This is a genomic window from Enterococcus sp. AZ091 (assembly GCF_051714805.1).
In the GTDB taxonomy this organism is placed as follows: domain Bacteria; phylum Bacillota; class Bacilli; order Lactobacillales; family Enterococcaceae; genus Enterococcus_D; species Enterococcus_D gallinarum.
Window position 1 is genome coordinate 2,403,867 of the sequence record NZ_JBIOSO010000001.1, and the last position, 20,384, is coordinate 2,424,250.

General features: G+C 41.0%; 17 protein-coding genes. 7 read left to right on the forward strand and 10 right to left on the reverse strand.

Going from position 1 to position 20,384, the window contains the following annotated elements; genetic code table 11:
* Positions 1 to 8: 8 nt before the first annotated feature.
* The gene (gene pcrA / locus IGJ28_RS11900) at positions 9 to 2,249 is read right to left on the reverse strand and encodes a DNA helicase PcrA (RefSeq protein WP_438845410.1); all 2,241 of its coding nucleotides are present in this window, start codon (positions 2,247 to 2,249) and stop codon (positions 9 to 11) included.
* A gap of 167 nt (positions 2,250 to 2,416) precedes the next feature.
* Between pcrA and IGJ28_RS11905 the strand changes: the two genes are divergently transcribed.
* Positions 2,417 to 3,964: a ClC family H(+)/Cl(-) exchange transporter gene (locus IGJ28_RS11905; protein ID WP_176333551.1), complete on the forward strand. Its 1,548-nt coding sequence runs from the start codon at positions 2,417 to 2,419 to the stop codon at positions 3,962 to 3,964.
* Between the two features lie 175 nt (positions 3,965 to 4,139).
* On the opposite strand, the gene IGJ28_RS11910 is transcribed toward IGJ28_RS11905, so the two are convergent.
* Positions 4,140 to 5,606: an alpha-amylase gene (locus IGJ28_RS11910; protein WP_081132025.1), complete on the reverse strand. Its 1,467-nt coding sequence runs from the start codon at positions 5,604 to 5,606 to the stop codon at positions 4,140 to 4,142.
* Positions 5,607 to 5,809: 203 nt separating this feature from the next.
* Here IGJ28_RS11910 and IGJ28_RS11915 point away from each other — a divergent pair, with 203 nt between their 5' ends.
* From IGJ28_RS11915 to IGJ28_RS11925, 3 genes are read left to right on the forward strand one after another with little or no spacing between them, the layout of a single operon-like run.
* Entirely contained in the window at positions 5,810 to 6,565 is a 756-nt protein-coding gene (locus IGJ28_RS11915) for a DeoR/GlpR family DNA-binding transcription regulator (protein WP_003126440.1), read from the forward strand.
* Complete coding sequence (gene pfkB / locus IGJ28_RS11920; protein ID WP_252711916.1) at positions 6,562 to 7,476, forward strand: 1-phosphofructokinase; 915 nt, start codon at positions 6,562 to 6,564, stop codon at positions 7,474 to 7,476. Before IGJ28_RS11915 ends, pfkB begins: the two co-directional genes overlap by 4 nt.
* 22 nt (positions 7,477 to 7,498) lie before the next feature.
* Entirely contained in the window at positions 7,499 to 9,403 is a 1,905-nt protein-coding gene (locus tag IGJ28_RS11925; protein ID WP_438845411.1) for a PTS fructose transporter subunit IIABC, read from the forward strand.
* A gap of 122 nt (positions 9,404 to 9,525) precedes the next feature.
* Here IGJ28_RS11925 and IGJ28_RS11930 read toward each other — a convergent pair whose 3' ends face one another.
* A complete protein-coding gene (locus tag IGJ28_RS11930; RefSeq protein ID WP_138372002.1) occupies positions 9,526 to 10,857 on the reverse strand; it encodes a hypothetical protein in 1,332 nt (443 codons plus the stop codon).
* Between the two features lie 80 nt (positions 10,858 to 10,937).
* On the opposite strand from IGJ28_RS11930, the gene IGJ28_RS11935 reads away from it, so the two are divergent.
* Complete coding sequence (locus tag IGJ28_RS11935) at positions 10,938 to 11,171, forward strand: SPJ_0845 family protein (protein ID WP_375826900.1); 234 nt, start codon at positions 10,938 to 10,940, stop codon at positions 11,169 to 11,171.
* 113 nt (positions 11,172 to 11,284) lie between these two features.
* Here IGJ28_RS11935 and yihA read toward each other — a convergent pair whose 3' ends face one another.
* A complete protein-coding gene (yihA, locus tag IGJ28_RS11940) occupies positions 11,285 to 11,872 on the reverse strand; it encodes a ribosome biogenesis GTP-binding protein YihA/YsxC (RefSeq protein WP_003126435.1) in 588 nt (195 codons plus the stop codon).
* A gap of 81 nt (positions 11,873 to 11,953) precedes the next feature.
* Positions 11,954 to 13,198, reverse strand: coding sequence for an ATP-dependent Clp protease ATP-binding subunit ClpX (gene clpX, locus IGJ28_RS11945; protein ID WP_005471356.1), 1,245 nt, complete (start codon positions 13,196 to 13,198; stop codon positions 11,954 to 11,956).
* 91 nt (positions 13,199 to 13,289) lie between these two features.
* Between clpX and IGJ28_RS11950 the strand changes: the two genes are divergently transcribed.
* Entirely contained in the window at positions 13,290 to 13,490 is a 201-nt protein-coding gene (locus IGJ28_RS11950) for a hypothetical protein (protein ID WP_003126432.1), read from the forward strand.
* On the opposite strand, the gene tig is transcribed toward IGJ28_RS11950, so the two are convergent.
* The 5 genes from tig to IGJ28_RS11975 form a co-directional block, all read right to left on the reverse strand.
* Positions 13,487 to 14,770, reverse strand: a complete 1,284-nt coding sequence (tig, locus tag IGJ28_RS11955) for a trigger factor (protein WP_003126431.1) — start codon at positions 14,768 to 14,770, stop codon at positions 13,487 to 13,489. The two genes, IGJ28_RS11950 and tig, sit on opposite strands and share 4 nt — an antisense overlap.
* A 141-nt stretch (positions 14,771 to 14,911) precedes the next feature.
* Entirely contained in the window at positions 14,912 to 15,856 is a 945-nt protein-coding gene (locus tag IGJ28_RS11960; protein WP_242387049.1) for a hypothetical protein, read from the reverse strand.
* Between the two features lie 149 nt (positions 15,857 to 16,005).
* Positions 16,006 to 16,791 carry an RDD family protein gene (locus IGJ28_RS11965; protein WP_103299788.1) on the reverse strand — a complete coding sequence of 262 codons (786 nt, stop codon included), beginning with the start codon at positions 16,789 to 16,791 and terminating at the stop codon, positions 16,006 to 16,008.
* A gap of 2 nt (positions 16,792 to 16,793) precedes the next feature.
* Positions 16,794 to 17,819: a signal peptide peptidase SppA gene (gene sppA / locus IGJ28_RS11970; protein WP_252711915.1), complete on the reverse strand. Its 1,026-nt coding sequence runs from the start codon at positions 17,817 to 17,819 to the stop codon at positions 16,794 to 16,796.
* A gap of 14 nt (positions 17,820 to 17,833) precedes the next feature.
* Positions 17,834 to 18,124 carry a hypothetical protein gene (locus IGJ28_RS11975; RefSeq protein WP_060813438.1) on the reverse strand — a complete coding sequence of 97 codons (291 nt, stop codon included), beginning with the start codon at positions 18,122 to 18,124 and terminating at the stop codon, positions 17,834 to 17,836.
* A gap of 447 nt (positions 18,125 to 18,571) precedes the next feature.
* On the opposite strand from IGJ28_RS11975, the gene glmS reads away from it, so the two are divergent.
* Complete coding sequence (gene glmS / locus IGJ28_RS11980) at positions 18,572 to 20,374, forward strand: glutamine--fructose-6-phosphate transaminase (isomerizing) (protein WP_252711914.1); 1,803 nt, start codon at positions 18,572 to 18,574, stop codon at positions 20,372 to 20,374.
* Positions 20,375 to 20,384: the final 10 nt, after the last annotated feature.

The following is a 20,384-nucleotide window of genomic DNA, read 5'->3' on the forward strand; positions in this document are numbered from 1 at the left end:
ATTCCTCCTTATAGTTTTTCGATCGGAGCAAATGCTGCAAGCAGCCGTTTTACTCCTTGTTGGGGAAAAGCGACATCTAATTCTAGATCCTGGGCGGCCCCTGTGGTCCGAACGATCATGCCGATACCCCATTTTTTATGGTTGACTTTTTCCCCCACTTGCCATTGATTGCCGGCTGCAGTCGTGGTTTGTCTCGACGAAACAGTGGACTGACGAGGTTGGGTATACGTTGGTTTGAAAACTTTAGGCTGAAAGAAAGCAGCTGCCCCTTTCGGCTGAGTTCTTTCTCCCAGTGACTGCAGAAGATCTTGTTCAATCTCTTCCACAAACCGAGAAGGACGATTGTATTGAGTGCGTCCATACAATGTACGAGAAAATGCGTTTGTCAAGAATAGCTCTTCTTCTGCACGAGTAATCCCCACATAAGCCAAACGACGTTCTTCTTCCAGTTCGCTTTCTTCCATCAATGCTCGAGATAACGGGAAGATGTTCTCTTCTAGTCCAATCAAAAAGACCACAGGAAATTCCAATCCTTTTGCCGCATGCAATGTCATTAATGTCACTTGACTGCTTTCTTCTTCATAGGAATCAACATCGGAAAGTAAAGCGAGGTCATTGAGGAAGACAGTCAATTTTTCTTCTGGCGCATCGGCATCATCTTCATTTTGCGCCTCAAAGCGTTTGTCAAATTCTTGGGTCACTGTTAAGAACTCTTCCAAGTTCTCCAGCCGGGATTGTGATTCCAGATTGTTCTGATTGATCAAATCTTGTTTGTAACCTGTTTTATCCAAAATTTCTTTCGTCAGTTCTGTCACTGACAGATAAGGAATCATTTGGGCAAACTGGTCCATCATCATGCCGAAGCTACCAAGTTCTTTGCCGGCCTTGCCTGAGATATTGGCTAAATCGACATTCATCGCAGCTTCTAACAAGGACCATTCATGAAGCGAAGCAAACTCACGAAGTTTTTCGACAGAAGTCGCCCCGATACCACGTTTAGGCACATTAATGATCCGTTCTAGGCTTAGAGAATCGCTTGGGTTAGCAATGGCCGAAAGATAAGCCAAGATATCACGGATTTCTTTCCGATCATAGAATTTGCGTCCGCCCACCATTGTATAAGGTACGTTTGCTTTTAATAGCATTTCTTCAATCACCCGGGATTGAGCATTGGTCCGATACAAAACAGCAAAGTCGCCGAATTTACGTCCTTTATCTGCAATTTGTTTTTGCATCTCACTGACAATAAAACGAGCTTCATCTCGTTCACTATCCCCGCGATAGTAAGTGATTTTTTCACCGGCTCTATTTTCAGTCCACAAATTTTTGTCTGGACGGTTGCGGTTGTTTTTGATGACTTGATTCGCAGCATTCAAAATCGTCTGAGTTGAGCGGTAATTTTGTTCCAACAAAATCACTGCTGCATCCGGATAATCTTTTTCGAAGTCCAAAATATTTTGCATATTGGCACCCCGCCAGCCATAGATACTTTGATCCGCATCTCCCACGACACAAAGATTTTTGAAGCGGTCCGCTAATAAATTAACAAGCGTATATTGGGCATGATTCGTATCTTGGTATTCATCCACATGGATATAGTGAAATTTTCGTTGATAAAACTGCAGTGCATCTTCATTTTCCTTGAACAAGCGAATGGTATTCATGATCAGATCATCAAAATCCATACATTGATTATTTCGTAATTCCTTTTGATACAGCGCATAACAGCGGCCTACGATCTGTTCAAACAAGCTCCCTTGTTGATTTTCATAATCTGCCGGAGTCAACAATTCATTTTTGGCATTGGAGATCGCTCCTAAAATGGAACGCGGGTCATATTTTTTTGGATCAATATTTAACTCTTTTAAGACTCGTTTCATCAAAGTGTTTTGTTCAGAGGTATCAATGATCGTAAAGTTTCTAGAGTAGCCGATCTGATCAACATCTCTTCGTAAAATCCGGACACACATCGAGTGAAACGTAGAGACCCAAACATCTTCTCCCCCAGATCCAAGAAGCTGATTCACCCGTTCTTTCATTTCTCTAGCCGCCTTATTCGTAAAAGTAATGGCTAGAATATTCCAAGGATTGACATTTTTTTCTTCAATCAAATAAGCAATCCGATGGGTTAAGACCCGCGTTTTGCCACTACCGGCTCCGGCCATTAACAACAGAGGTCCTTCTGTATGCATCACGGCCTCTTTTTGCCGGGGATTCATATTCGCAAGTAATTCATTTTTGGATGACATGGTTTTAACCATCCTTTCTTTCTCAATCCATTCAATTATAGCATTATCCGATTGTAGGGAAAACCGAACGCCTTGAAAAGTTGCTAAATTTTTCTTTTTTGTCCTTCAAAAAAATTCCTTGTTATCTATTCAAAAAAGGGCTAAATTAAATAAGGAAAGTGAGGAGTTTGATGAAGAAACATGAAATCCATTATTTAGATACAACCCGCCTGGCCTTTATAGGCAAAGGAATCTTGGTAGGAGCATTTGTGGGGATCGTGGTTAGTTTGTTTCGCCTTGCGATTGAATGGATAGGCGAAAAAGTTGCTGCTGTCTATCGATACCTTGCTGATCATCCAGATCAGATCATACTGTGGGTAATTCTCTCTATCATCACTGCAATTATTGTGATCCTTTTAGTAAAATCAGAACCTCAAATCAAAGGCAGCGGTATTCCTCAAGTTGAAGGGAAGTTAAGTGGCGAGATTGATTATAATTGGTTCTCTGTCCTTTGGAAAAAGTTTATCGGGGGCATTTTATCCGTCGGATCGGGTCTTTTTTTGGGGCGGGAAGGTCCTTCGATTCAACTAGGTGCTGCTGTCGGACAAGGTTTAAGTCAGTTCTTCAAAGCCCCAAAGTCAGAAGAAAAAATATTGATTTCCAGTGGCGCCAGTGCAGGATTGTCGGCGGCTTTCAATGCACCGATCGCCGGTTTATTGTTCATTTTAGAAGAGATCCATCATTCCTTTTCACCTCTTGTATGGCTGACATCTTTTGCTTCAGTGATTACTGCTAACTTTGTCTCTTTAAATTTTTTTGGATTGAAACCTGTCCTTTACCAAGGAAAGATCAATGACTTGCCTTTGAAATATTACGGTGCTTTAGTCATCTTAGGTATCTTACTAGGGATCTTAGGACGATTTTACCAGTGGACATTGCTGTCTTTGCCTAAATGGTATGGAAAACTACCCATATCCTCTGACTGGTATGGATTGATTCCTTTTGTACTGATTATTCCAATCGGTCTATTTTTACCAGACTATTTAGGCGGCGGGAATCAAATTATCTTGACTTTAGGAGAAACCGGGGCTCCACTGTTGTTTTTGGTCATGTTGCTGATTTTGCGTTACTGTTTTTCCATGATTTCATATGGAGCTGGACTGCCTGGGGGGATTTTCCTACCTATCTTAACATTAGGTGCGCTGATTGGTGCGATCTTTGGTACCTTTTTGGCACAGTCGATCGGTCTGGATCCTATTTATATCAAGAATTTCGTGATCGTAGCAATGGCTGGTTATTTTACAGCGATCGGTAAGGCTCCTTTAACTGCTATTATTTTAGTAACAGAGATGGTTGGATCAATCAATCACCTAATGCCGTTAGGACTAGTTAGTTTAGTAGCTTATATCGTGGTCGATGGTCTTGGTGGTCATCCTATTTATGAGTCTCTCCTTGAAAAGATGCATAAAGAACCCGCTGTGAATATCCGAGGAACGAAAACAGTGATCGAGTATCCGGTAACCGCAGAAAGTTCATTTGATGGGATGGCCGTTCGAGACTTTCCTTGGCCAGAAAACATGTTGCTGATTTCCATTCGTCGTGGCGAAAACGAAATTTTGACCCGCGGAGATACGATCATGAAAGTTGGTGATGCCCTTTTGATCCTAACGGATTCGAATAGTGTTTCGGAAGTGAAGAAAAAAATCAGCTATTTAGCTGATGGTCCTCTGACTTAAACATTGGCTGCCAAATTGCCGTCAACATTCTCCTGTTTTTATTTATCGATCAGAAAAAAATCGAAGGAGCAAAGCTACAGACACATGTTCTGCAGTTTTGCTCCTTCTTTCATTGCCATACAATCGCTGTCGTATAATATTGCCAAACGGTTCTTTCTAAAATCAGCTTCTGAAATTAGCTATAGTATTTTTCCACCAAACGTTCATCCACATAAACGGAAACTTGACCGTCATTGACTGGGAAAATTCCTTTACCTGTTTCGTCTAAGACAACTTTTGCTTCATTATTTTTCAAAATATCTACGTAAGTTTCACCACCATGAATGGCGCTGATGGTCATTTCTTTCTCAGCACCTTGGGCATTCGTCATGACCACGGCCAAGCCAGACAGTTCGTGCTCATAATCTCCTGTCAGTACCCAACCGATACAATTTGGGTCATCGAAATAATCAACTTGATTGCCAAAGGAGATTTTCTCACGCAATTTCAGGAGATTTTCTAAATCTTCTCCAACTGGTTCAATACCTTGTTCAGGAATACCGAATAGATCCCCCCAGAAAACAACTGGTACTCCAGCTTTTCGCAACAAGATCAACGCATAGGCATGCACTTTAAACCAGCCATCTACCCATGACTGTAAACTCTGACCGACTTGCGTATCATGATTATCGACAAAAGTCACAGCGTAGTCTTCTCGAGAAGCAGTCAATGTACCTGCAAAGATTTGACTCATATCGTACGCACCATTCGAATGAGATGCTTCATAGAAATTGTAATGCAGTGGCACATCGAACAGATGGATCAGATTTCCGGAAGAATCGAGATACTCTTCTAGTTTCGGCAGATCACCCGACCAATATTCTCCCACCACAAATAAATCTTTGCCTTTTTCTTCCCGGCGATTCAAAAGCCAATTAACATAATAATTAAACTCAATATGTTTGACAGCATCTAGGCGATAGCCATCCACATTCGTTAACTCTTGATACCATTTGCCCCATTTATCCAGCTGTTCGATAGTTTCTGGATTCTCCATATCCAAATCACAGCCCATTAGATAATCATAGTTGCCCATCTCATCATCCACTTGATCTTCCCACCCTTTTTGGGCAAAGTTAAACAAGGCATGATCGTTGGTTCGGTCATCATAATCAACGCCAGAAAAATTTTTCCACGTCCAGACATAGTCATTGTATTTCCCTTTTCTTCCAGGGAAAGTGAACTTCGTCCAAGCTTCGATCTCTTCTTCATCACTTATCGGCTTGTTGCGATTGTCCCAACTGTATTTGACCGCTGGTGCCGTTTCTTTTTCATCGGCTCCTATCAAATGATTGAATACAATATCTGCGTAAACCTCCAACCCTTGATCTTGCAACGCTTTGATTGCTTCAAGATATTCATCTTTGGTTCCGTACTTGGTTGGTATTGATCCCTTTTGATCAAATTCTCCAAGATCGTAGTAGTCGTAGACACCATAGCCAACATCTTCGACGCCCGCTGTACCTTTATATGCAGGAGGCAACCATACCGCTGTAAATCCATAATCTTTAAGCTCACTACTCATTTCTTTCAATCTATTCCAATGTTGACTGTCTGCAGGCAAGTCCCATTCGAAGCCTTGCAATATCACTTCATTCTTCATATAATTCCCCCCTTAAAATAATTAAGCCAAAGAATAGCCATTCTTGTCAAATATTAACCCATTTCGATTCTTTTCTGAATGATTTACCGACCGTTTTTGACCGTTTAAAAATGTATTACCCTTACATTTTGACCGTTTTTAACCGATTGTGATTGATTATGACTGTTTTATGTGCTATCATAACAATTGAAGAGGTGATGTAAATGCTTACAGAAGAGCGTCATCAAAGGATTTTAGCCCTTTTAGAAGAAACGGATATCGTGAAAGTCAGCGAATTGATCCATCAATTACAAGCATCTGAGTCCACTATCCGTCGCGATTTACAAGAACTTGAAGCACAGGGAGTTTTGGTCCGAATCCATGGAGGTGCCAAAAAGATCCAGCACCTTGGATTTGAACCCAATATGAAAGAAAAAACGCAAAAGTTCCAAGTAGAGAAACAAAAAATCGCCCAATATGCCGTCTCATTGATCAAAAAGGATGAGGTCATTTACTTGGATGCTGGAACCACAACTTTAGAAATGATCCCTTTCTTGTCATCGATCTCAAATGTGAAGGTTGTAACCAACTCTGTCAAACATGCGGCATTACTGATCGATCAAGGAATCGAGACATTGATTTTAGGAGGAACGATCAAAATCAGTACGAACGCTGTCTTGGGGAGCGGTGCCAGTGAGCAATTGCGAAAACTGCGCTTCAATCGCTGTTTTATTGGAATGAATGGTGCTCATGTAGACGCAGGCTTTACGACTCCAGATCCTGAAGAAGCAATGATCAAAAAAATCGCGATTGAAAATAGTCAAAAAGCTTATGTATTACTGGACCATTCTAAATTTCAACAAACTACTTTTGCTCAAGTTGCTGCCATTGAAGACGCAGAGATTATCACAGACTTCTGTCCGAAAAACTATGCGGCTAAATTTCGAACACAAACAACTATTATGGAGGTATCCGAATGATTTATACTGTCACACTCAACCCATCAATTGACTATATTGTCCACGTCGAAGCATTACAATTGGGCGAACTTAATCGAATGAAGCAAGACTTTAAACTTCCTGGCGGCAAAGGCATCAATGTTTCTCGTATTTTACAGCGGATCCAGATCCCTTCCACTGCACTTGGATTTATTGGCGGATTCACTGGACGTTTCATTGAAGATTGGCTGATCAATGAAAGAATCACGACCGGTTTCACACAAGTTGCTGCCGATACAAGGATCAATATTAAATTAAAATCTGGCGAAGAAACTGAAATCAATGGATTAGGGCCAACAATCTCAAAGGATGAAAGTCAGCAATTGAAAGACAAACTGTCTTCTCTTACCAAGGAAGATATCGTCATTTTTTCTGGTAGCAAACCAAATGGACTGACGGCTGACTACTATCAAGAGTTGATCGCCATCGTCAAAGAAGCTGGAGCCGAGTTCGTCATTGACACAACGGGTCCAGAGTTGTTCGCAGCATTACCCGACCAACCGTTGCTGATCAAACCCAACAATCATGAATTAGCGGAATTGTATCAAACGACATTCCACTCCTTCGAAGATATTTTACCTTATGGACAAAAATTAATCGCTGATGGCGCCAAGAATGTCATTGTCTCCCTTGGCGGAGATGGAGCCATTTTCTTTACTGGAAACGAAATCTACCGCTCGAATGTTCTGAAGCGATCACTGAAAAACTCGGTTGGAGCTGGCGACTCAATGATTGCTGGCTTTATCGGACAATATACAACAACAAAAAATGCACTGGAAGCCTTTAAATGGGGAGTTGCTTGCGGCAGCGCCACTGCTTTTTCAGATGATTTAGCCACATCAGCATTTATTCAAGAATTATTGCCAGAAGTTGTTATTGAAAAGATACTTTGACTTAACATAAGGAGGATAAACAATGAAAATCAACGATTTACTCTTAAAAGATGCCATGATCATGGACCTTCAAGCAACGGATAAAAAAGGTGCGATTGACGAAATGGTTGCCAAACTTTATGAAGTTGGCCGCATTTCAGATATTGATGTCTACAAAGAAGGGATCTTGGCTCGCGAAGCCCAAACATCAACCGGTCTTGGCGACGGTATCGCAATGCCTCATGCGAAAAATCAAGCAGTCAATGAAGCGACTGTTTTATTTGCTAAAAGTAAAACCGGTGTGGATTATGAGGCACTGGATGGTCAACCTACTTACCTCTTCTTCATGATTGCTGCTCCTGAAGGGGCTAATGATACCCATTTACAAGCCTTAGCTGCTCTTTCCCGCTTGTTGATTGATCCAGAATTTGTTGAGAAATTAAAGAAAGCACCAACTGCGGATGCAGTCCAACAACTATTTGCTGAAGCAGAAGTACAAAAAGAAGAACAGACAGATGTCACAACTACAGAGTCAGTGAGTGATCGCCCTTATATCGTTGCTGTTACAGCCTGTCCAACAGGTATTGCTCATACTTACATGGCTGAAGATGCATTAAAGAAAAAAGCCAAAGAACTAGGCGTAGAAATCAAAGTTGAAACGAATGGTTCGGAAGGCATTAAAAATCGATTAACAGAAGAGGACATTGCGCGAGCAGCTGGCGTCATTGTCGCTGCTGATAAAAAGGTCGAGATGGATCGTTTCAACGGCAAACATCTAGTGAATCGTCCTGTTAGTGACGGGATTCGTAAGACGGAACAACTGATCAATGAAGCTTTAAGCGGTGATGCTCCTGTCTTTCACAGTAGCGGACAAACAGTTGCAGAAGAATCTTCTGCTGATGGTACGTTTGGTCAACGAATCTATAAAGATTTGATGAATGGTGTTTCCCATATGTTGCCATTCGTTATTGCAGGCGGAATCATGATCGCTATTTCCTTTATGGTCGATCAATTCATGGGTGTACCGCAAGACGCTTTAAATCAATTAGGTAGTTATAATCAACAAGCTGCTTGGTTCAATCAAATCGGTAATGCCGCTTTCGGATTCATGTTACCTGTCTTGGCTGGATTTATTGCATCGAGTATCAGTGATCGCCCAGGTTTGATCGTTGGTTTTGCTGCTGGCGCATTGGCAAACAGTGGTGGCGCAGGATTCCTTGGTGCATTGATTGGTGGATTTTTAGCAGGATATGTCATCAAATTCTTGCGCAATCTTTTCAAAGGTTTGCCTAAGTCATTAGACGGAATCAAAACGATTCTCTTTTACCCTGTTTTTGGTTTGTTGATTACTGGGTTCCTCATGCTAATGATCAATGTCCCAATGAAAGCGATCAATGACGGCTTAAACAGCTTCTTAACAGGATTGAGTGGAACAAATGCCGCTTTACTAGGTGCTCTGTTAGCAGCTATGATGGCAGCCGATCTAGGTGGTCCAATCAACAAAGCTGCCTATGTGTTCGGTACAGCAACACTTGCCACAACGGTTGCCGAAGGTGGTAGTGTCGTAATGGCCTCAGTCATGGCTGGTGGAATGGTGCCGCCATTGGCGATCTTTATCGCAACAGTTTTATTCAAAAATAAATTCACTAAAGATCAAAAAGAAGCAGGTTTGACGAATATCGTGATGGGCTTATCTTTTGTTACTGAAGGTGCGATTCCTTTTGCAGCAGCTGATCCTCTTCGGGCCATTCCAAGTTTCGTGATTGGTTCTGCTTTAACTGGTGCCCTAGTCGGTGCATTCAATATTCAATTGATGGCTCCTCACGGCGGGATCTTTGTGGTCCTTTTGCTATCAAAACCATTATTATTCCTATTGTTCATATTAATTGGTGCGATTGTTTCAGGAATCATCTTCGGTTTGTTAAAAAAAGAAGTAACTACCGCTTAATACGTGTTGTGTGAAACAACTAGCGTCTCCTATGCAAAAAAATCTCCAGTGTGTTTGAAACACACTGGAGATTTTTTTGCGAGAATCATTCAACTTTCTTGTCTTTGCTATTTTATATGGCTCTATTTATTTCCGGAAATGGATTGGTGTTCAGCTAAGCGTTCCATATTCATAAAATAGACCCGCAAGCGATGGGTTTCTTTTTTTAGATTGACCCAGGTATATTTTTTGCTGCGATGCAAAAAACCAAAGCGAACATCTGACATACGATCTTTCAATTCGTCAATAGGTATATCTGTCATCGCCTCTTGCGGCAAATAGAACTGCAAACAGACGGTGTATTCTTCAAAATGTTCCGTAGTGTAATCCGCCTCTAAATGACTGCGAATATAAAATTCATAAGCATCTAAGCCATTATCGAGCGTTAACTGTGGTTTTAAGACAATGTAATCCATCATCCGCATGCCTTCTTGGTCGATCCAAGGGAAATAAGCCTGTGCATTCAATAATCCCCTCACCCGACGTTCTTGGTAAATCTCACGAACTAAATCAAAGTTCCGAGTGATAAAATGGGTCGCTTTGCGTTTGACGGTGGGCTGTAAACGATCATTTTGATATTGGATCGTTTGGATCAACTGATGGCCAAACGCGTATTCAATAAACGGTTCTCGCAAAATCCCTACTCCGTTATCCCAAGTAAGTTGATCCACCCCGATTTGGTCCCGAAACAAACGTTGATAAGAAAGGTTGGCAGGATGATCCCATTGAAATGGATCACGGTAAAGCTCCACCATGACAACCCCTTCCTCCATCGTTTGGATTTGTTCTACTTGTTGGGCATCTTTAATAATCACTAACGGCAACACTCGCTCATAGTACTCTGAGAAATACATGCGCCAACAGGAAGTTAAACAAAACCCGTTATAAAAAACATCATATCCGGCAAATTGATTGCAATCGATCACGATTTCTTTGGCATGGTTTTTTCGCTTTGGTAATTCAGCGATTTCTTCTGGTTTCTGAAAGTTATAGCGTTTCTCTACACTTTCGACATTATGATTGAGGAATTCATCATAAGCTCGAATATAACTAAAGAGACCGCCTTGTTCCATTGTGGTCTTTATATAACTCAGTAATAGTTCTCGCGATCCCTGAAAAACATCAAATGTAAAAAGATGTCGTTGCAGTACGGCTTCTTGGACAACGTGTATACTGGATTCATTTTGTCCATCGGTTAAAATCAGTTCAAAATTGACCTCATCAATACTTCCCTCCAGCAATGAGCGTACTTCAGCGATATCATAGGAGTGGATTTCCTTTTGATTTAAATAGTAGCTGGTGGGGGTAAAGGAAAGACGGACCAAAGCGAACCAGTTGGCTATTTGTTCACGCATCAGAGCATCGGCGAGTTGTGCCGATTGAATAAAGGCATAGATTTTCTTCGTTTTGATCATCTTTCTCACCTCTTTATGTACTTCTTATTTTATTATAGTAAAGGGATTCATGATTGAACACTATTTCGCTTACTTTTGAGATGAAAAACTTTGGTTTTCATGGTAAACTAGAGGCGCTTGGAGGTGGGAATATGGGATTAAAATTCCAACGTGAAGATTCTCTTGATAAAATGTTCGATGAGTTTGCTATTCTTCCCGACAATGACAAAAAAGAAAACAAACCCGACATCGAACGCTTCTTGAATGCGAAAGAAGATAAAGAAGAAACTGAAAAAAATACGGATCTTAAAAAACAAACAAAAAAAACATCTTAATTGATGTTTTTTGTTTGCACAGAATTTTTCCGATAAAAGATGTTCCGGAGCAAACTTTCTCCGTTTATTTTCTAGTCCTGAGAGATTGCCCCATGCATCTTACCTCTTATCTATTATTGCTTGATGGCCGCTTCTATCGCTTGCCAAGCTTCTTCTTTCCCCTGTTTAGTGATGGAAGAAAAAAGAATAAAGGTGTCTGCTGGATCGAATTCCAGCGCTTTTTTGATCACACTTTCATGCTTGTTCCATTTCCCGCGAGGAATCTTGTCTGCTTTCGTGGCCACCACGATTACTGGGATCTCATAATATTTCAAAAACTGATACATTTGAATATCTTCCTGAGAAGGCGCATGGCGCAGATCCACTAGAGAGACGACTGCCCGCAGCTGCTGTCTCTCTGCAAGATACGTCTCGATCATCTTCCCCCACTTTGCCCGCTCCGTTTTTGAAACTTTCGCATAGCCATATCCTGGCACATCCACAAAATGCAAGGTGTTTTCAATCAAGTAAAAATTCAATGTCTGGGTCTTACCAGGTTTCGAAGACGTTCGCGCTAAATTTTTTCGATTAATCAATGTATTGATAAAGGAAGACTTCCCAACATTGGAACGTCCCGCTAACGCGATTTCCGGTAAATGCGTATCCGGATATTGTGCCGGTGAAACAGCACTGATCACAATTTCTGCATCATGTACTTTCATCTGCTCGCTCCCTTCTAATAAAATCTCATATGCTTTCAGAAAGAAAGTCGGATAGTCATCAAACTATCCGACTTACTAAAATCAAACTGCTTTTTTTGTTTCTTCATTATAAATGATTGTCGGTTCACCGATTTCTTTGGCTGCATCTTCGGTAATAATGACTTTCTCAATCGACTCATCAGAAGGAACATTGAACATCACGTCCATCATGATATTTTCGATAATCGAACGTAAACCACGAGCACCCGTATTGCGTTCGATCGCTTTATCCGCAATCGCGCGTAGAGCAGCTGGTTCAAACTCAAGCTCAGTATCGTCTAATGCTAACAGTTTTTGGTATTGTTTGACTAGCGCATTTTTCGGCTCCGTCAAAATACGGACCAAGTCATCGGTCGTCAATTTGTCTAAAGCTGCCATAACCGGCAAACGGCCAATAAATTCTGGGATCAAGCCGAATTTTAACAAGTCTTCAGGAATGATATGTTGCATGATGCTTTCATCTTCTGAGAACCGTTTGTTGTTCGTTCCAAAACCGATCGTTTTTTCACCCATCCGGTTTTTAACGATGGTATCAATCCCGTCAAATGCACCACCAACGATGAATAAAATATTCGTCGTATCGATTTGAATCATTTCTTGATGAGGATGCTTCCGTCCACCTTGAGGCGGTACACTTGCTTGTGTCCCTTCCAATATCTTCAGCAACGCTTGTTGCACCCCTTCACCCGATACATCTCGCGTAATCGAAACATTTTCGCTTTTACGAGCGATTTTGTCGATTTCATCAATATAAATGATACCCTTTTCTGCCATTTCAACGTTATAGTCCGCTGCTTGCAGAAGTTTCAGCAAAATATTTTCTACATCTTCTCCGACATATCCAGCTTCTGTCAAGCTGGTGGCATCGGCGATAGCAAATGGCACATTCAATGAACGGGCCAATGTTTGAGCAAGGAACGTCTTCCCAGAGCCCGTTGGTCCAATTAGACAAATATTGCTTTTTTGCAACTCAACGTCTTCTGCGGTCGGCTCAACGTTCACTCGTTTGTAATGATTGTAAACCGCTACAGCAAGTGTCTTTTTCGCACGATCTTGTCCGATGACGTAATCATTTAATATATGCAGCAATTCTTGTGGTTTAGGTACCTCGGTAAATTCACGAATGGCTTCTTCGTAGAACTCTTCGTCAATGATCTCCTTGCACAAGTCGATACATTCATTACATATGTATACACCAGGACCGGCAACGATCTTCTTTACTTCCTCTTGCGTCTTCCCGCAAAAAGAACAACGAACAGCGTCATTTCCATTTGTATTGTCGTACATACTGTTCACCCCTTGATAAATTTCTAACCTGTAAAGGAGTGGAATTGGTTTTACTATCTTTACAGTCTTTAATCATCTTATCATAACTCATTTGAAAGAAAAAGCTATTTCTCATGGCCGTTACGTTTTCTTAGCAATTGACCACGTCCGCAAAATAAGTCAAGATCCTCCTGCTCAAAAAGGCAAAGTAAGCAAAAAACGATCGTATGAAATATACACACCATTGCTTTTTGATCAATCAAAAAGGGCAAACATCGGAAAAGACGTTTGCCGCTCTTTTGATGAAAATTAAGCTTCTTTCGCCGTACCAGTTACGATTTCAACGGCTTTCTTCATTGTGATGTCATGTTTCAACATATCTTCTGTCAAGACGCGTTTGATTTGATCAACAGGCATGTTGTAAGCTTCTGAAAGCTCTTGAATTTCTTTTTCGATGTCTTCTTCAGTTGCTTCCAAACCTTCTGCTTTTGCGATTGCTTCAATCACAAGGTTAGTTTTCACACGGGTTTCTGCTTCGCCTTCAAATTGTTGATGCAAGTCAGCTTCCGTTGAACCAGTCAATTGATAGTACATTTCTGGTGAAATTCCTTGACGTTGCATGTTGTTCAAGAACTCATCCATTGAGCGGTGAACTTCGTCATGGACCATTGAATGTGGTAATTCAACGATTTCTGCGTTTTCAACTGCTTGGCGAATCGCTGCTTCATCTTTTGCATCTTCAGCAGCTTTTTCTTTTGTTTCTGTCAATTCTTTGCGGTATTTTTCTTTTAGTTCAGCAAGTGTTTCAACGCTATCATCAACATCTTTGGCAAATTCATCATCTAATTCAGGCAATTCTTTTGCTTTGACTTCGTGAACTGTTACTTTAAAGACCGCATCTTTACCTGCTAGATCTTCTGCTTGATAATCTTCAGGGAAAGTGACGTTGACTTCTTTGCTTTCGCCAGCTTTCACGCCTACTAATTGATCTTCAAAACCTGGGATGAAAGAGTTAGAACCCAATTCTAATGAATAGTTTTCGCCTTTGCCGCCTTCAAATGTTTCTTCACCTAAGAAACCTTCAAAGTCGATAACGACTGTATCGCCATTTTCAGCAGCTTCGTCTTCTTTGATGACTAACTCAGCTTGTGCTTCTTGTTCACGTTTGATGCGAGCATCTACGTCTTCTTCTGTTACTTCACGATCTTGTTTTTCAACAGTCAACTCTTTGTAATCACCAAGTTTAACTTCTGGTTTCACAGTCACTTCTGCTTTGATCACCCAGTCTTGACCTTTTTCCATGCTGTCAACATCGATTTTTGGTTGTGATACTGGATCAATACCAGCTTCTTTAACTGCTGCTTCATAAGCTTCTGGCAAGACAGCATTCAATGCATCTTCATACAATGCTTCTTCTCCGTACATACGGTTAAATACTTGGCGAGATACTTTTCCTTTACGGAAGCCAGGTACGTTTAAGTTGCCTTTCACTTTATTAAATGCAGTCGTCAAGCCTTTTTGGATTTCAGCTTGCTCGATCGAAAATGTCAATACACCATCATTGGTGCCTGTTTTTTCCCATTTTGCAGTCATTTATTTCCCTCCGAATAACAATTATATTTTACATATGAAATAGTTTCATGCATACCTTTAAATAGTACACTAACGTTCTTTAATTGTAAACATTTTACCTAGAAACTTCTCGTTTTTTTCTTGAGTGATCTGCTTTCAGAATTAGAAAGAACCCAAAATCTTTCGTAATCTTGTTTTCTTACGTTGGATCTCTTCGTCGATCGCTTGTGGTTCGCTTTTTGCAAAAAGATCTTGATACTCATCTATATAGCTTTGTACCCAGCGATCAATCTCTTGGGTTTCTGGCAAGAACGGATAGCTTAAAGCAAAATGATCATTCAACTCTTCTAAAATGCCTTCTGCTAAGGTTGGATTTTCTTGCCCGATTCGTTCATTCACAGCTTGTCGCATTTGGCTGAAAACTGGCACATCCCTCAATAAAGATAACTGATTAGGAATGATCTGCCGTTGATCCCCCATGTAGTCTATCAATTCAAACTGCTGTGAACTTCCTAAACGGACAAGCTCTTCTACTAGTTTTGGTAACAAAAAAGGATTCGTTAACTGAGGAAGCAGCTCCGTCATCAACGATACAAACTGATCCTTTGTGAGTCCTTGGGAAAAAACGTGCCATGTGTGCCCGCTAACTGGTTGGTTGCTGCTGTCCATTGCAAGCAATGACTGTTTTTTTCCTAAAAAATCTTCCAAACCAAGTATTTGTTGAACTTCTTCTACTTTATCCAATTCTTTCACTAAATTTTCGCTTACCGCTTCAGAGATCACCGGAAATTCCTCTGCGAGTCTTATCCATTTTCTCGCTTGCAAGTATTGACCATCAAGAATCAACAAATGACCAATTTGAACAAAACCATTTGGATCTTGTAGGTATTCATCCAAGAAATCATCTGCCACTTCCAACGCTTTTGCAAAATCAGCCAGTTGCTGTAAGCACTTAACGAGAGACTGATTGATCTCAAAAGAAGAATGCTCAGTATAAATTTCCTGGTAATCATGGTAAGCCTTCAGATAATCTTTTGCCTGATATGCTTTTTCTGCTGAATGACGCAGGCGGTCTTCAGGTTTTGGAAACTGGATCGTGTCTCCCATATCTCATTCTCCTTTATCTGTAATCGATCTGCAATCGCACTTCCGCTTGCATGGTGCAATCTTCTGGTAGCAAGACCGCTTTTCAACGGGTCAGTCTTCGTTTGCCTCAAATAGAGACTGACCGCTCATTACGTTATTGTCTATTCTTGTTATATATTGGCATTTGCCTGTTTATTGAATGCTTTAATCAAATTGATAGTAACCACACTGGTCTCAGAAAAATAATCTCCGGCATGCTGCTTTTCTTTAGTAAAAATCACTGGCAAATAACCGCAATAAAAGAAAGGATTGAATTGCAAAACGTAGCGCATACACAGTTCTCTTGTCAGAACTGTTTTCCAACTCAAATCAGCTTCTGTAAATGACACGACCCGAATACCGAAAATCATCTTACCTACCGTTTGTCCCTGATTGAACTTTGTTAATAAAACAAAATAGCCTAAGTAGATGGCCAACGAGAGTAACTGGTAGAGTCCAAAAGGATGCCCGCTACTTGACCAACCACCTAAGTGATAGATCGTATCCAGAGTAATTCCTGTAATAGCTCCGATACAAAGTACATCTACGAGATAAGCAAATAGCCGAATCCAAAACCCAGCAAAAAAGTAATCTGGAAAATCATTCACTCGTCTGCGTTCTTTCTGTTTGTCTTCTATCCCCTCATACCGTTGCCATTCTTTTTGACGCTGATCAATCTCTTCCTCGCTAAATTCTTTTCTCTTAAACGAGCCCAATACTTGTTGATAGAAATCATCTGGATGATTCGTCACAGCGGCCTCTTGATTTGGGGTATCCACAGCTAGTTGTGCTTCTTGATTCGCCTGCTCTGTAGAGATTCCAGAGGTCGACTCTAGATTTTCCAGAGTTACGTTTTCTGCTCCCTGTTCAACAGGTTGTTGTTTGATTCGTGGCTCTTTCGTTTCTTTTTCAGGCATAGTTATTCACCTCCATAATAATAAAGAGGTTTCGGCGCATCCATCGTACCTAGGCTTTCCACTACTTGCAAAAGACGACTAGACTCAGATGCCTTCAGCCCTTGAAACTCTGCCAGCTTTGAACCCAGCCATGTAGAAGCGAACCCTGTGGAACCGACACCATATTCAAAAATTTCCGCATCCTCTAACCCTTGATCTGCTTCTAATGCAGCGAAGGCGTCCTCAGGAAACCCAATTTCGTCAACTAACCCGTTCTCCACTGCTTGTTGACCATCATAAATCCGTCCGTCAGCAATTTTTCTTACAGCTTCTTCTGACATGCCTCGTCCGTCAGCTACAATGGAAACAAAGCGTCCGTATGCATTATCCACGTAAGTTTGCAGAACTTTCTTGTCCTCATCGGTAGCGGCTCTTGTAGAGGAACCCATATCTTTCAAGGCACCACTTTTATAGGTGCTATCTTCGATCCCTAATTTATCCAATAAACCTGAATAATTCAATCCAGACATAATAACTCCGATAGAACCTGTCACAGTTTCATCTGTGGCAAAGATTTTGTCCGCACCCGCTGAGACATAATAACCACCGCTAGCTGCGGTGTTCTTCATACTGACATAGACAGGAATTCCAATTTCTTTGATCTTTTTCATTTCACGAGCAATCTCTGCACTTTCGTAAACTCCGCCCCCAGGCGAATTCACTTCAAATAGAATCCCTTTGATCGTTGGGTCCTCTTGCGCGGCACGTAATTCTTCAAGAAATAATTGATGATCATATCCTTCTGATGAGAACAATCCACCACCTGAAGTATTCGCAATCGTCCCTTCCAAAGTCAAGCGAAGGATACGGTTATTGCTATCTCCAGCCGCTATTTGATGTTCCTCCAATTCATTGCTTCCGTATAAAAGAGCATTCAATCCGTCCAGTGACGACTCTTCATTTGCTGGCGGAGCCATCAAAGCAAAAACACCTGAGCACACAAACAATCCAATTGCAATCGCAACAGCCACCCATCTTCTCTTATTCATTTTTCCACTCCTTTTTAATAGCGGTTCTCAATCACAATTACCGCTTCAACTAGTCCACTTGCATCGAATTTTTCGCTTTTTTCTTTCAATGCGTAGCCGCCGAAATATTCTTTAGTTAATTCATCTTGCACTCGAAACGCTTGTGCTTCTTGAACAGAGATTGCACCCGGAAGAATTTCCTGCAGGCTGTCCCAACCAGTGTCTAACATGATTTTTGTATCATCATTGACATTTTCTTGTTTCTCTAATCTTTCCACTATTTCCTTTAACTCGGAAAACGTCATACATTGTACAGCTTCTGACATCTTCATCCCTCACTTTCTTCTGTCATTGTATCGAAATTAAAAAAAAAAGGATAGTCAAAAACGACAATTCCAATTTTACGAATTGGATCATCCGCAATTCTCCTTCTTTAAATCTCCATTACAGAACAAACATTGCCTCTAATAACATCTATACCAATTATTTTTTTTAGCTTTTTCTCTTGACTAACGTCCTTATAAATATTATGATAATGCATGTATTTCTACAAAATAATTTAAGGAGGATAGATAGACCAATAGGAATAGCGCCAGATCTGTACAACAGATGACGAGGAAAGAGTTTATCGAAGTTTTCGGCGGGTAACTCTAGGGACTGCACTCTATAAGCAAGAACAAAACCTCATCGTGAGATGAAAACAAACCTCTTGCTGCGCAGGTAGAAATACATAACGAATCGTAAATAAGTAGTGGAAAGTAGGATTTGTCATTATGTGTGGAATCGTAGGAATTGTAGGAAAATCAAATGCTGAACAAGTCATTTTGAATGGTTTGGAACGTTTAGAATATCGTGGGTATGACTCAGCAGGTTTATATGTTGCTGATCGTACTTCTGGCCACTTAGTCAAAGCACAAGGGCGTATCAAAAACTTGGAAGACAAAGTCACACCAGAAGTAACAGGAACGATCGGTATCGGACACACTCGCTGGGCAACTCATGGTAAACCATCAGAAAAAAATGCCCACCCTCATACTTCTTCTAACCAAGAATTAGTACTGGTTCATAACGGAGTAATCGAGAATTTTGAAGAATTGCATCAAAACTATTTAAGTGATCATCACTTCGAAGGACAGACAGATACAGAGATTGTCGTCCACTTGATCGAAGTATTGAAAAAAGACCTTTCGACTAAAGAAGCGTTCAAAAAGGCACTCTCATTGATTCGTGGTTCTTATGCCTTTGCATTAGTTGATAAAAATGACCCTGAAACCATCTATGTAGCAAAAAATAAAAGTCCGTTATTGATTGGGCTTGGGGATGGGTTTAACGTTATTTGTAGTGATGCATTGGCTATGTTGGATCAGACTACTCATTTCGTTGAAATTGAAGACGGTGAAATGGTAACTGTGACGGCAGAAACGATTGAAATCGAAGACCTAAAAGGAAATCTTGTTTATCGCGAGTCTTATGAAGCACAACTTGATTTAACAGACATCGAAAAAGGAACGTATCCTTACTATATGCTGAAAGAAATCGACGAGCAGCCAGCTGTGATGCGTCGTCTCGTTCAAGAGTATCAAGGCACAGGAGAAGTGACGATCGATGACGCATTAAAGGATCAAATGATTGCGAGCGACCGCATCTACATCGTTGCTTGCGGAACCAGTAATCACGCTGGTTGGGCCGCAAAAGCGATTCTAGAATCTCTGACACAGATTCCTGTTGAAGTACATTTATCAAGTGAATTCGGCTACAACATGCCTTTGCTGTCTGCAAAACCTTTCTTTATTTTTCTATCACAAAGTGGAGAAACAGCCGACAGCCGACAAGTCTTGGTAAAAATCAATCAAATGAATTTGCCTAGTCTGACTATTACAAATGTAGCAGGCTCGACTCTTTCTCGTGAAGCTGACCATACATTGTTACTTCATGCCGGACCTGAAATCGCCGTAGCTTCTACCAAGGCCTACACTGCTCAAATCGCTGTGTTAACCTTATTAGCAAAAGCAATCGGTGATGCTAAAGGTATTGCTGCAGCACGGGACTTCGATGTTTTTCATGAATTAAGTATCGTTGCTTCTGCTATGGAAACATTAGTTGATGAAAAAGCGGTCATCAGTCAATTAGCAGAAGAGTATTTGTCTGACAGCCGCAATGCGTTTTATATTGGTCGAAGCAATGACTATTATGTTTCCATGGAAGCTGCACTGAAGCTAAAAGAGATTTCTTATATTCAAGCAGAAGGATTTGCAGCTGGCGAATTGAAACATGGAACCATCGCACTGATCGAAGAAGGAACCCCAGTCATCGGAATCATCACTGAAGAAGTGACCGGCTCCCATACGAGAGGAAATTTGAAAGAAGTTGAGTCTCGTGGCGCTCATACTTTAGTCATCGTCAGCCAAGAACTAGCGAAAGCGACGGATCACATTGTTTTGCCTTCGGTCCATCCATTGGTTACTAGTTTAGTTGCCGTGATTCCTACGCAACTGTTGGCTTACTTTGCAACATTGCAACGAGGGTATGACGTGGATAAACCTCGAAATTTAGCTAAATCAGTGACTGTCGAATAAAACTTTTAAA

Coding starts and splice junctions, on each gene's coding strand:
- IGJ28_RS11935 (WP_375826900.1), top strand. CDS start 10,938: ATGAAAAACTTTGGTTTTCATGGTAAACTAGAGGCGCTTGGAGGTGGG.
- IGJ28_RS11925 (WP_438845411.1), top strand. CDS start 7,499: ATGAAAATCAACGATTTACTCTTAAAAGATGCCATGATCATGGACCTT.
- tig (WP_003126431.1), bottom strand. CDS start 14,770: ATGACTGCAAAATGGGAAAAAACAGGCACCAATGATGGTGTATTGACA.
- IGJ28_RS11915 (WP_003126440.1), top strand. CDS start 5,810: ATGCTTACAGAAGAGCGTCATCAAAGGATTTTAGCCCTTTTAGAAGAA.
- yihA (WP_003126435.1), bottom strand. CDS start 11,872: ATGAAAGTACATGATGCAGAAATTGTGATCAGTGCTGTTTCACCGGCA.
- pcrA (WP_438845410.1), bottom strand. CDS start 2,249: ATGTCATCCAAAAATGAATTACTTGCGAATATGAATCCCCGGCAAAAA.
- sppA (WP_252711915.1), bottom strand. CDS start 17,819: ATGAATAAGAGAAGATGGGTGGCTGTTGCGATTGCAATTGGATTGTTT.
- clpX (WP_005471356.1), bottom strand. CDS start 13,198: ATGTACGACAATACAAATGGAAATGACGCTGTTCGTTGTTCTTTTTGC.
- IGJ28_RS11975 (WP_060813438.1), bottom strand. CDS start 18,124: ATGTCAGAAGCTGTACAATGTATGACGTTTTCCGAGTTAAAGGAAATA.
- IGJ28_RS11965 (WP_103299788.1), bottom strand. CDS start 16,791: ATGCCTGAAAAAGAAACGAAAGAGCCACGAATCAAACAACAACCTGTT.
- IGJ28_RS11960 (WP_242387049.1), bottom strand. CDS start 15,856: ATGGGAGACACGATCCAGTTTCCAAAACCTGAAGACCGCCTGCGTCAT.
- glmS (WP_252711914.1), top strand. CDS start 18,572: ATGTGTGGAATCGTAGGAATTGTAGGAAAATCAAATGCTGAACAAGTC.
- IGJ28_RS11930 (WP_138372002.1), bottom strand. CDS start 10,857: ATGATCAAAACGAAGAAAATCTATGCCTTTATTCAATCGGCACAACTC.
- pfkB (WP_252711916.1), top strand. CDS start 6,562: ATGATTTATACTGTCACACTCAACCCATCAATTGACTATATTGTCCAC.
- IGJ28_RS11910 (WP_081132025.1), bottom strand. CDS start 5,606: ATGAAGAATGAAGTGATATTGCAAGGCTTCGAATGGGACTTGCCTGCA.